11 protein-coding genes, 2 tRNA genes and 1 other RNA gene are annotated in these 11,787 nt (G+C 37.2%); 11 read left to right on the forward strand and 3 right to left on the reverse strand.

The genetic code is table 11. The annotated features are described in order from the left end of the window. Positions 1 to 7: 7 nt before the first annotated feature. From QYB95_RS18585 to QYB95_RS18610, 6 genes are all read left to right on the forward strand, one after another. A tRNA-Asn gene (locus QYB95_RS18585) sits at positions 8 to 82 on the forward strand. Position 83: 1 nt separating this feature from the next. Continuing rightward, positions 84 to 155, forward strand: a tRNA-Glu gene (locus tag QYB95_RS18590). A 481-nt stretch (positions 156 to 636) separates the two neighbouring features. Then, complete coding sequence (locus tag QYB95_RS18595) at positions 637 to 2,169, forward strand: spore germination protein (RefSeq protein ID WP_301139863.1); 1,533 nt, start codon at positions 637 to 639, stop codon at positions 2,167 to 2,169. 2 nt (positions 2,170 to 2,171) lie between these two features. Then, positions 2,172 to 3,260 (forward strand): GerAB/ArcD/ProY family transporter, encoded by a 1,089-nt coding sequence (locus tag QYB95_RS18600; RefSeq protein WP_301139864.1) that lies wholly within the window; start codon positions 2,172 to 2,174, stop codon positions 3,258 to 3,260. Next, entirely contained in the window at positions 3,257 to 4,498 is a 1,242-nt protein-coding gene (locus QYB95_RS18605) for a Ger(x)C family spore germination protein (protein WP_301139865.1), read from the forward strand. Before QYB95_RS18600 ends, QYB95_RS18605 begins: the two co-directional genes overlap by 4 nt. 264 nt (positions 4,499 to 4,762) lie before the next feature. Continuing rightward, a protein-coding gene (locus tag QYB95_RS18610; RefSeq protein WP_301139866.1) for an IS3 family transposase occupies positions 4,763 to 6,120 on the forward strand; the annotation gives its coding sequence in 2 pieces (ribosomal slippage) (positions 4,763 to 5,228 and positions 5,228 to 6,120; 1,359 coding nt in all). Positions 6,121 to 6,198: 78 nt separating this feature from the next. On the opposite strand, the gene ssrS is transcribed toward QYB95_RS18610, so the two are convergent. Further along, a non-coding RNA gene (gene ssrS / locus QYB95_RS18615) (6S RNA) lies at positions 6,199 to 6,390 on the reverse strand. 205 nt (positions 6,391 to 6,595) lie between these two features. Continuing rightward, positions 6,596 to 7,237 carry a YfbR-like 5'-deoxynucleotidase gene (locus QYB95_RS18620; protein ID WP_301139867.1) on the reverse strand — a complete coding sequence of 214 codons (642 nt, stop codon included), beginning with the start codon at positions 7,235 to 7,237 and terminating at the stop codon, positions 6,596 to 6,598. Between the two features lie 264 nt (positions 7,238 to 7,501). Between QYB95_RS18620 and QYB95_RS18625 the strand changes: the two genes are divergently transcribed. Beyond that, a complete protein-coding gene (locus QYB95_RS18625; RefSeq protein ID WP_345783737.1) occupies positions 7,502 to 7,936 on the forward strand; it encodes a hypothetical protein in 435 nt (144 codons plus the stop codon). 80 nt (positions 7,937 to 8,016) lie between these two features. On the opposite strand, the gene QYB95_RS18630 is transcribed toward QYB95_RS18625, so the two are convergent. Then, a complete protein-coding gene (locus QYB95_RS18630) occupies positions 8,017 to 8,202 on the reverse strand; it encodes a putative motility protein (RefSeq protein WP_301139868.1) in 186 nt (61 codons plus the stop codon). Between the two features lie 147 nt (positions 8,203 to 8,349). Here QYB95_RS18630 and QYB95_RS18635 point away from each other — a divergent pair, with 147 nt between their 5' ends. The 4 genes from QYB95_RS18635 to QYB95_RS18650 all read left to right on the forward strand — a co-directional run bounded on the left by QYB95_RS18635 (position 8,350) and on the right by QYB95_RS18650 (position 11,756). After that, a complete protein-coding gene (locus QYB95_RS18635) occupies positions 8,350 to 8,916 on the forward strand; it encodes a superoxide dismutase family protein (RefSeq protein WP_301139869.1) in 567 nt (188 codons plus the stop codon). 309 nt (positions 8,917 to 9,225) lie between these two features. Next, positions 9,226 to 9,771 carry a 5' nucleotidase, NT5C type gene (locus QYB95_RS18640; protein WP_301139870.1) on the forward strand — a complete coding sequence of 182 codons (546 nt, stop codon included), beginning with the start codon at positions 9,226 to 9,228 and terminating at the stop codon, positions 9,769 to 9,771. Between the two features lie 449 nt (positions 9,772 to 10,220). Continuing rightward, on the forward strand, positions 10,221 to 10,367 hold the full coding sequence (locus tag QYB95_RS18645) for a hypothetical protein (protein WP_301139871.1): 147 nt from the start codon (positions 10,221 to 10,223) through the stop codon (positions 10,365 to 10,367). 270 nt (positions 10,368 to 10,637) lie between these two features. After that, positions 10,638 to 11,756 (forward strand): amidohydrolase, encoded by a 1,119-nt coding sequence (locus tag QYB95_RS18650; RefSeq protein ID WP_301139872.1) that lies wholly within the window; start codon positions 10,638 to 10,640, stop codon positions 11,754 to 11,756. Positions 11,757 to 11,787: the final 31 nt, after the last annotated feature.

The raw sequence follows: 11,787 nt of genomic DNA on the forward strand, positions 1-11,787 counted from the left end.
AGAATATTCCGAAGTAGCTCAGTGGTAGAGCAATCGGCTGTTAACCGATCGGTCGTAGGTTCGAGTCCTACCTTCGGAGCCACGGCCCGTTGGTCAAGTGGTTAAGACACCGCCCTTTCACGGCGGTAACACGGGTTCGAATCCCGTACGGGTCATATTGAGAAATGCCTTAAAGTTAGCCAATAACTTTAAGGCATTTTTTTGTTAATAACGATCATATTTACTATGACTAGCTTCTTTCAATTATTGATTAAGAAAGTAATGTAATTATAAGCCACGCAAATCTCCACACCAAAAATCCGTGAGTTTAACAACAATGAAACGCAGTTTTCCCATGAAGCTCTGTGCTGTAACGAAACAAAAGTTTTACGACAGCTCAACCCGCCCCTCTATTAAAAATAATCTAAATAGATGCTCGCAAGATAATAAATATATATAGACATAAAGGGATAGATTATAAGACAAATAAACTAAATACTTCTAATGCTCTTCTTTTTCGGCAATCTTTAACCATTAGAGTTTTCCTTCTAATTGGTTTTCATATGCACTTTTCCTCATATATGGTCAATATTAATATTTTATACATAAATAGCACTCTCATGAGCAAAATAAGGAAAAAGCCTGGAGTTGCTAAAATTGAAGTTCTTTAAAGTAAAAACAACTGATAGAAAGCAGGAGAATGCTGCTACCGAACAAACATCCGAAAATGTAATTTCAATTAAAAAAAGGGATATCGATAAAAGTTTGACAACGAATTTAAATACCATTAACTCTCTCTATTCACTGCCGGAAAATTCCGATGTGAAAGTACGTCCATTTACAGTTGGAGAAATGCAAAAAAAGGCGATAGTTGTCTATATAAGTACTATAACAGATGGCCAAAAAATCGATGAACATATTATTCGGCCACTACTAAAAAGCAAGTCCTTGGATCAAGTCGATAATATAATTACGGCTGAGGAGATCACGACTGTTAAAGTGATTGAGGAAGCGGTTGTGGGGATTAATGGCGGAAATACAGTACTATTTATTGATGGGGAAGATTCTGCCTACACAATTTCTACAAGCAAGTTTGAGGGGAGAGGTATTGAAAAGGCAGAAAATGAGGTTGTCCTTAAGGGATCAAAGGATGCTTTTAATGAAATGGCAACTTCAAATATTTCATTACTGCGAAAGAGAATCAAAAATGAAAGTTTAGTTGTTGAAACAACAAATGTATCGAAGCGTACGAATAATGAAGCTTATCTACTATATATTAAGGACTTAGCAAACGAGGATATACTTAACGATGTACGACAGAGAATAAATTCGTTGGATGTTGATTCAATTCAAAATGCAGCCGTATTAGAACAATATATTGAAGAAAGACAAAAATCTCTATTGCCAACAGTCCTGTATACAGAAAGACCGGATCGAACAGCTACATTCCTGGAAAATGGCTATATCGTTTTGTTAATGGATAATTCTCCAGAAGCTATCATCATGCCGGCAACATTCTGGTCATTTTTCCATAATGCCGAGGACCATTACCTTCGCTTTATCTTTGGGAATTTTATAAGGGCACTGCGCCTGCTAGCTTTATTTATTACACTATTTATTTCCGCATTCTATATATCAGTAACGAATTATCATGTAGAGATGGTTCCAGCTGATTTACTGCTTGCAATATCTGCGACTCGGGAGATTGTACCATTTCCGGCTATTGTTGAAATTTTACTCATGGAAATTGCTTTTGAGTTAATAAGAGAAGCTGGACTTCGGGTACCAAGTCCGATTGGACCGACTATCGGGATAGTAGGGGCCTTGATTTTAGGACAAGCGGCCGTACAAGCAAATATTGTTAGCCCTCTCGTTGTCATTATTGTAGCTTTAGGTGGGTTAAGTTCCTTTGCAATCGGTGATATTAGTATGAACTTTTCAATCCGAGTACTAAGATTTCTCTTTATATTCTCCGCTGCATTATTTGGCTTTTACGGAATGACGGCATTATTTACGGTTGGTATCGTCTACATGGTATCCATGAAGTCTTTTGGAGTTCCATATTTAGCTCCCATGACGCCGACGTATGTTTCGTCCAAAGATACTATATTCAGAAGAATGCTTAACAACGAAATTTTAAGGCCAGGTTATTTGAAACCAAAAGACTTAGAAAAAAAATCAGGAGAATAAGGATGTACAAAACAGAAGGCAAAATAGGGACCAAGGAGTTATTCTCCATTATTATTCTTGTAGTAGGGACAAAGTTAACGGATAATACTCCACTAATCTTTTTTGATGATTTGGGCAATGCGGCGTGGATGGCTATTATTTTAATTTTTTTAATTTCACTTTTGCCTATTTATTTCTTAACTAAGGTAATGACACTGTACCCAGAGATGAATTTGGTTGAGGTAACAAATCATCTGTTCGGAAAATATATAGGTACGCTTCTTTTATTTGGTTTATGGCTTCTGATAACTAATTCCATTATTTCAACATCAGCAGTTTATACGGATATTATAGGAACAATGTATTTTACAAAAACTCCTATTGTGATTATCTATTTATTATTAATAGCGGTAGCTGTCTATATAGCAAAAAAAGGTTTGGAGAATATTGGGTCAGCATCGTGGGTGACGATTATCAGTATTAAAATCTCCCTTGCTATTGTATTGCTCCTTGCCTACTTTAAGGGAGAGACTGCTTTTCTCTTTCCACTGTTTGGGGAGGGTGAATTAAGGATCATGAAGGAGAGTGCTTTAAATTCCTCCATTTTTGCCGAGTTTTTGCTCATCGCTTTAATTGCAACCAATGTCAAAAATAAGTCAAGTTATAAAAAAGCGGTATGGTTGGGATTGTTAGTTGTTACAGTTGAAATCGCAGTAGCTCTAATAGCATACGTCATGCTATTTGATTATAATGGCGTAAAATTATTGAATTATCCTTTTCATGAAACCATTCGCTTAATCGAGCTGGGGTTCATTACAAATGTGGAATCCATGTTTTTCCCCTTTTGGTTAATTGCAACGTTCCTGCGATTTTCATTTTTATTATATATAAATGCATTACTGTTCGGGGGTATTTTTAAGATCAAGAATTTTGAGTATATCATCCCGACGTTGGGTACCATAATTGTATTTTTGGGGTTAATTCCAGAGACCCCTGTATTTAATTTTACATCCAATCAGGAAATATTCTTGAATATTACTACCCCAATTTTTTTGTTAATGCCGTTCTTATTATGGGTATCCGCGAAAGTAAAAGGGGATTACAAAAAATGATAAAAATACTATATCGTTTTCCCTATCTATTTCTCCTTTTGTTCTTGCTAAGTGGTTGCTGGGATCAAACAAATATTGATAAACGAGCTTATGTAGTGGCGATTGGGTTGGATAAAGCAGAAGAAGACCAGCAATATAAAGTTACTTATTTAATATCAAATCCAGAATTATCGAAACAACAAGCCGGTACAAATGAGCCGGGGAAAGAGATACTGACATTCAGCACGAATGATTTAATGACTGCTAAAAAGTTGGCAAATACTGTCGTAGCAAAGGAGATTTCTTATAATTTACTGACGGTTTTAGTCGTTTCGGAAGATTTGGCTAGAGATAAGTTTTTCCTGAGACTCATATATGATTCCATAAAGTCCAGGGACATAGCTCGTGATACGCCTATCATTGTCTCAAAAGAGAATGCCAGCAAATTCTTGATTGAAAATGAGCCAAAATTAGAAACTAGAATACACAAATACTTTGAACTAATTATGGAATCTGGAAGTGAGTCCGGTTTTATTCCCAAGTCTACTCTTCATTCCTTTTTCAGAATTACAGAAGCAGATGCAGATTTATTCTTGGCACCTTATGGTACGACGGAAAAAAGTGATAATAAGAAAGATATATTAAATGATGACTTTTTAGCGGGGGAATTCCAAGTCGAAGGGGAAACCAATAAAACGCAATTAATAGGATCAGCGCTATTCAAGGAAGGTGAAATGATTGCAAAATTAACAGCAAAGGAAACACGAATTGCTGTTCTTCTAAATGATACCTTAGATATGGGAGAATTATTGACTACTTACCCTGATCCAAATAATGAGGATTATCGCTTAGGTGTCAGAGTGATGAAAAAAGAAGGAAACAAGGTCAATATGAACCTTAAACAAACTATACCTAGCATTGATGTGGAAATCCCTATACGTGTTGATATTTTAGCAAATCATGGTATGAAAAATTACTCCAAGGATAGTCCGGAAAGGGAAGAATTAAAAAAGTATCTTGAGGAACAGATGACCAAGGAGATTAGCCATTTTGTCAAAAAGACACAGGAAGACTTTAAGGGAGAGCCCTTTGGGTGGTCTTTGACTGCAAGAAAACAGTTTAAAACGACTCATGAATATGAGGCATTTGATTTTATGAAAAACTATCCGAGTATGAATGTAAAAGTAAAAGTAAGTATAGAGTTTGGAAACTTTGGCAGGCAGAGTGAAATGCCAAGCATAGGAGAAATGAGGGATTAGCTTGAACTTTATTGTGTGGACAATCATGATCTGTGTTTTTCTGTATACGCTGGGTTTTTCCCGTTTTTTGTGGAAAGAAAAAAATAAAATGGGTTCAATAGCTGTATGTATGCTCGCGGTATGCACGATTATCGCTCCATTCTTTTCAGTCCTAAGTTGGTGAAAGGGCTGGGGTTACATACTTTCCCAATAAAAAATCCCTTACCGAAATGAACTGCACCCCGATTGTTAGACACATCTAACAATCGGAGGTGCAGTTTTTATATGGTTAAATTTACTGCAGAAGACAAAGTACAAGCAGTGAATCGTTACTTAAATGGAAATGAGAGTTCATATGATATAGCTAAATCTTTAGGAACCAATCATAAGGCAATCCTTAAATGGGTGAAACAGTATGAATACAATGGTGTGGATGCATTTATAAAGCGATATACAAATTACACACAACAGTTTAAACTAGACGTACTAAATTATATGATTGAACACGGTACGTCCTTTGTTGAAACTGCGGCTATGTTTAATATAGCGGCTCCCTCCACAATTCTTGTTTGGAAAAAGCAATTTGAAACACAAGGATCAGATGCCCTTCAATCAAAGAAAAAGGGGCGTCCATCCATGAAAAAAGATTCAATTAAACAATCAAAACAAGCACCAGAAGAAGGCTCGACAGAAGCACTTCAAGCACGTATTAAGCAACTTGAAATGGAGAACGAGTACTTAAAAAAGTTGGATGCCTTAGTTCAAAACAAGGGAAAATCACCAAGCATGACAAAGCGCAAGTAGTCTTTGAGTTAAGGCATAAATATCCGGTGAAGGCACTTGTGAAGTTTGCCGGTCTGGCACGGAGTACATATTACGATTTAGTAAAAAAGATGAGTCGTCCAGATCAAGATGCCGATTTAAAAGCTGAAATCAAGGCAATTTACGAGGAACATGAAGGCCGTTATGGTTACCGCCGTATTCGTGATGAGCTAGTGAATCGTGGACAAAAAGTGAATCATAAGAAGGTTCAACGCATTATGAAAGAACTAGGTTTGAAGTGTATTGTACGTATGAAAAAATATAAGTCTTATAAAGGGACTGTTGGAAAAATCGCACCCAATATTTTAAATCGTAATTTTACTGCAGATGCCCCAAATCAGAAATGGGTAACGGATATTACGGAGTTTAAATTATTTGGCGAGAAGCTTTATTTATCACCTGTTTTAGATTTATTTAATGGAGAAATTATTACCTATACAATTGGCTCTAGACCAACGTATTCGCTTGTTTCAGAGATGTTGGAAACGGCTTTGGAACGCCTACCAGAAGAGCATCAACTATTGATGCATTCAGATCAGGGATGGCACTATCAAATGAAGCGATATCGTCAAGCGCTAGAGTCTAAAGGGATTGTACAAAGTATGTCTCGTAAAGGAAACTGTTACGACAATTCTGTCATGGAGAATTTCTTCGGGATTATGAAGTCTGAGTTTCTCTACATAAAAGAGTTTGAAGGTGTGGAGCATTTTAAAATTGAATTAGAAAAGTACATAACTTATTACAACACAAAACGGATTAAGGCAAAATTAAAAGGCATGAGCCCGATACAATATCGAACTCATGCGCTAACCGCTGCCTAATGAAATAACCGTGTCTAACTTTTAGGGGTCACTTCTAAATCGGTAGGGGATTTTTTAGCCTTGCTATACATTATGTATGGCAAAGCCGCCTTGCCGTAATAATTATAGAAAGTTTTAAACCACCACTCCTCAAAGTGGGTGTTCGCAAAAGATTTCCTGTATATCATCATTCACCGTAGTGTGACGCTCGCCATTTCATCTTCTATATAAAACTCCCTTTTACAGTTCAAAGGTTAAAACTTAATATGTGTACGAACAACGCAGCTTTATTGTTATATTATACGATTCCAGAGAGTTGTGCAAGTAAGTACCATCGAATAAAAAAGTCAAATATTTATCATGATTTTTACCATTCTAAATTGGTGTTTTAACGGCATGAGAGTAAGTAGTTTAAAAACAATCATGGGAAGTCGCGGGGTTCTATTGATTTTTTGATAAAATAAAAAGCCTTCCATAATTGGAAAACTTTATTAGGTCACTCGGATGTATTTAACACTTCATTCGTCAGTGCTGCAATATTAATTTGTGTTTCCTCGTGCATCACATCATTTAAAATTTCGTTTCGGAAGTAGCGAACACTTACATCAAGCGGCATCTTCAGAAGCTTCTGAAGGGCTTGCTGATACATGATGACGAATTCCTTATCGGTATTCCCACGCTTTAACTCTGCAAAGGATTCATAAAATTGGTCTAGTTTGTCTGCAAATTCGAGAAGGCGGCCTTCGATTGTTTCATCTTTTCCTTCTTTCATTCGCTCGAAGAAGACATCCTGGAAATCGGGCGGTATTTCTTCCCGAATAAATTTCTCCATCATTTTTTCTTCTACATGGGCCAGCATTTGCTTTAATTCCAAACTGGCATGCTTTACTGGTGTCTTAATGTCCCCAATGAATACTTCAGCAAAGTCATGGTTGATTGTTTTTTCATATAGAGATTTCCAATTAACTGTTGCCCCATGCATTTCTTCAAGAGTTGCAAAAAACATGGCATATTGTGAAACCTTCCAGGAATGAGCAGCAACATTATGCTCTTCAAATTTGAAACGACCAGGGGCACGGAAAATTCGTTCCAAATCATTTAGACTTGTAAAAAATTTATGGATTCCGATAATAACCACTCCTCGACTAGTTTTTTAGCATAATTTATATGCCTATAATTGCATCATATAATTATTCATACCCCAATAGGTGCCTATTTCAATCATTTAACAAATAATTAATTTAGTATTTACAAATAATGAAATGCTAATGGTTAATTTATAAGATATGCATATAACATGGAAAAGGGAACCATTTTTTAAGAAATTGTCATGATTACTCAATAGATTGTGCCAGCTCGGTGTTATACTGAAACCATCTAGAGTAAATGGAAGTGAATCAGATTGTTCCATACCTTATTTTTATACATTCATATAGTTAGCGCGGTGGGATCGATTGGCCCCTTATTCTCACTTATTCCTATTATAAAAAGAATGGAATCGGCAGATACGGAGCAATTGAGTGGGTTGGTCCAATCGTTTCAATCTGCCATTATAGTCATCAAGCATGCAGGGCATGTGCTCGTTGTTTCTGGGATAATACTTATCATCACTAGTGGGTGGACTTGGACAACTTCATGGATTGTGTTAACCATCGCGATTATGGTTGGTTCGATCGTGTTTCTCGCACGTGCCTTTAAGCCCACATTAAAAACATTTGGTACACAGGAATTCAACAAAGAGCTTTTCATTAAAAAGCTAAGAAAGGCAACATGGCAATATATTCTTATCCTGCTTATTATGCTTTGGCTAATGGTTGCAAAACCAGCACTATGGTAATTAGGTGCTTGAAATCGCGGGAGAACTAGAAGAATACCCAATAATAAAGCTCTTTGGTATGTTACCAAAGAGCTTTTGCCTTAGACAGAAATATCAATCCTTGTACCTTTATGAGGATGCGCAGCAGCCTTTTGTTGCTCTGGTAGTTGCTCTAGCATCTGAAGACTACTAGCGACTCCCATGTTAAGCGATTGATTCATGATGCTCATTTGCACAGTTTGCTGTAGTTGTGCCACTTGTGCAGACATAAATGAACTTAGTTCCATTCAATCATCCCTCCTTTTGTTTTATATCGGCTTAATTAAATAGTAAATTAAATTTCCCATTTAAAATAGAGTAAATGGAATCTTCCGGTAATGGTGGAATATTTAATTATCTAAATGGCAATACTTCGCCTAGAGGAGGGTAAGAAAATGTGGAAAAATTTGATTGTATTAAGTAGTTTGACACTTATTTTAAGTGGCTGTGGTTTATTTGGAATGTTCGATGAAGAGGAGCAAGTACCAGTTGCAGCACCGGAGGCTTTGAAAGCAGCGGCAAATATTATGGATACTGAAGGAAATGAAATCGGCCATATGGAGCTAACGGAAGGCACGGATGGTATATTAGTTTCGCTGGGTTTAACAAAGCTTTCAGAAGGTGAGCATGGGTTTCATATACATGAAGTTGGGAAGTGTGAAAAACCAACATTTGAGTCGGCGGGTGCCCATTTTAATCCGCTGGAAAAACAACATGGTTTCGATAATCCAGAAGGGCCTCACTTAGGCGATTTACCTAACATTGCACCTGAGGAAGATGGAACAGTCCAAGTTGAGTTTGTTGCGAAGAACTTAACACTGGAACCTGGTATGGAAAACTCGATCTTGGATGGGGACGGCAGTGCTATCATCATCCATGAAGGGCCGGATGATTACAAAACAGATCCTGCAGGAAACTCGGGAGCACGTATTGCATGCGGTGTTATCACATCGGCTAAATAATAGATGTGCTGTGTAATTAAGCTAATATCTTTAGCTTTTGCACAGCACATTTTTTATTTCATATGAACTGGCTGGTAATGTTAAAATATTATTTATTATGTAAATGGTTTAGGATTTTCATTGTTTTTCGTTGCTGACTTTCTTACACTTATAAGAAGAATGGAACTCTTGAATGAGGATCAAGAAGTATGGCACATACTTACAGCCAAGGGCTAATCGCTAAAAGGTCATCAATGAGGTTTTTTACAGTCGGTTTAAGAATAGACAGGATGGTTTAATACTAAAAACAGATTTTTATGGAGGTTGCAAATGAAAAGCATCGCAGTGGATATGGACCAGGTATTGGCGGATTTTTTAGGAAAGGCTTCAAGAGCTTGTGAGGAGCGTTTTAATATTGTCATTTCCAAAGAAGAATTTGATATAGCAAAATTGGAAGCGCAACATCCGGAACTTGTGAAAAAATTCTTTTTAATGATAAACGAACCGGACTTTTTCCGTGACTTTGAACTAATGGATCCGGATGCAGTTCCTGTTTTAAAAGAATTAAGCGAGCATTATGAAATCTACATCGCAACAGCCGCTATGGATGTACCAGGATGTTTTAGTGCAAAATATGAATGGCTATTAGAACACTTTCCATTCCTAAACTCGGAGCATTTTATCTTTTGTGGGGACAAAAAAGTAGTGAAGGCAGACTTCCTGATTGATGATAATGTAAGACAGCTTCATTCCTTTACAGGGGAGGGCATCCTCTATTCACAACCCTACAACGAACATTGCGCTGATTTTAAACGAGTTCATAATTGGCAGGACATTCGAAATTTATTCTTACCTGTTAAGGAATCTTCGATATAACGGTAAAAGAATAGAATACCGATTCGAAGAAATGAGGCTGGGACAGAATTAGAAAGTTCTTTAGATGATGGAAGATTCTATATTAAGATTGATACTTTATAAATTGATTGGAGTAGAGGGACGACTCCTGGGGGAACAGCACGAGTGAGAGACTACAGGCTCGAACCGTGCCCCCGGAAAGCGTCCCCGCAATGGAAATCAATTTAAGCTACATCAAGAAAACACCATTTTCCTATTCTAGGAAAATGGTGTTTTCGGGTTATGTCCCACCCTCTTTTTGTTACCTGTAATTTGGACGAAAATATCGATTCAACATAATGAAAAATTATCACAAAATGAGATTGATTTGATACTTTTTTTGCATTATTGCTCAAAATGAGTTGTATTGAAGAAAAGATATGTGTATGATATAAAATATCTGAAAATTCTAAATAAGAGGTGCTTGAATAATGACAAACCTATTATTATCTAAGTTTGAAACCTATTTATTAGATGAAGAACTTGAATTAGATAAACAACAGGAACAAATGGAATTCCAATATACAGAGCCTGCAAATAATGAAGAATACCCACCTGGATTCTTTTCAAGTTTGTAATGATCAACTTTTAGGACTCGGTATAGTATCTAATTCTCGTATACTAGCGAAACTAATTGGCATTTTATTGTTACCTTCTTGATAGGGAGTATATCTTCATTTAATGCTCAACAAAACGATGACGGCAAATCCATGTGGGAGATTGCCGTTTTTTCCTTTGAAAAGGCATACGATTGTTTTCTAAATTTTGCTTTATGGGCAGAAGCTGTTAATAACCAATGCTTTCTTATGTATAATAGAGAAAGCGAAAATAAATTCGAGGTGTGAAATATGGGTCAAATAAAGACTTGCGAAGAAGTGATTTATGGATGGTTTGATCATTTTCATGCTCATCCGGAAATCAGTTGGGCAGAAGTAGAAACGACAAAAAAGATTGCATCCATATTAGATGAGATGAACATAAACTATAAATTCCTTTCGGATATAACTGGTCTTGTTGCTGAGATAGGTCAGGGAGAAGAAGTCATTGCGGTACGTGCTGATATAGATGCCCTATGGCAAGAAGTAGACGGAACAATGCGTGCGAACCATTCTTGTGGACATGATGCCAATATCTCCATGGTTTTGGGGGCACTTCTCCAACTTAAAGATGAACCATTAAAAAAACGTATCCGCTTTATTTTCCAGCCTGCAGAGGAAACTGGCGGAGGTGCAATTGAAATGGTAAAGCATGGCGTGATTGATGATGTATCCTATTTATTTGGAGTGCATCTGCGTCCGATAGAGGAATTGCCTTTAGGAAAAGTAACGCCTGCAATTCATCACGGAGCGGCACTGTTTTTAAATGGCTCGATTCATGGGGCTGATGCCCATGGTGCAAGGCCGCATCAAGGAAAAAACGCAATCGACGTCATCTTCGCCATTCAACAGATGCTTAAAAACATCTATATTAACCCATTCGAGGTTTATAGTGCGAAGTTAACGAAAATTGTTGCTGATGGAGGCAGTACGAACATAATCCCGGGAAACGCCACTTTTTCAATGGATGTTCGGGCACAAAAAAATTCTGTAATAGAAGAGCTTCAAAGTCGAATAGATGAAGGCCTAGAGGCAATTAGAAAGATGTATGGTGTAGAGTTATCATGGGACTGGCTTGATAAAACGCCAGGAGCCGAAGTTTCTGAAGATGCTACTCGAATTGCCAATGCGTCGATTATTGAAGCATTGGGAGCAGAGTACTTAGAAAAGCCGCTTTCTACTCCGGGGAGCGATGATTTTCATCACTATACCGTACTGAGACCGAACCTAAAAGCAGCAATGATTGGTATTGGAGCAGATTTAACACCTGGCCTCCATCATCCTAAAATGAACTTTAAAAGGGAAGCTTTAATTACAGGTGCAAAGGTGCTAACCACAACCTTACGCAATGCAGCCCACGTTGAAAAATAAACTAGTATAGGCTAAAGAAGGAAGTTAAACT

The organism is Ureibacillus aquaedulcis (assembly GCF_030418165.1).
Lineage (GTDB): Bacteria > Bacillota > Bacilli > Bacillales_A > Planococcaceae > Ureibacillus > Ureibacillus aquaedulcis.

Bases quoted from the DNA above. Each gene is read 5' to 3' on its own strand.
- QYB95_RS18600 (WP_301139864.1), top strand. From the start codon at position 2,172: ATGTACAAAACAGAAGGCAAAATAGGGACCAAGGAGTTATTCTCCATT.
- QYB95_RS18605 (WP_301139865.1), top strand. From the start codon at position 3,257: ATGATAAAAATACTATATCGTTTTCCCTATCTATTTCTCCTTTTGTTC.
- QYB95_RS18630 (WP_301139868.1), bottom strand. From the start codon at position 8,202: ATGGAACTAAGTTCATTTATGTCTGCACAAGTGGCACAACTACAGCAA.
- QYB95_RS18635 (WP_301139869.1), top strand. From the start codon at position 8,350: ATGTGGAAAAATTTGATTGTATTAAGTAGTTTGACACTTATTTTAAGT.
- QYB95_RS18640 (WP_301139870.1), top strand. From the start codon at position 9,226: ATGAAAAGCATCGCAGTGGATATGGACCAGGTATTGGCGGATTTTTTA.
- QYB95_RS18645 (WP_301139871.1), top strand. From the start codon at position 10,221: ATGACAAACCTATTATTATCTAAGTTTGAAACCTATTTATTAGATGAA.
- QYB95_RS18650 (WP_301139872.1), top strand. From the start codon at position 10,638: ATGGGTCAAATAAAGACTTGCGAAGAAGTGATTTATGGATGGTTTGAT.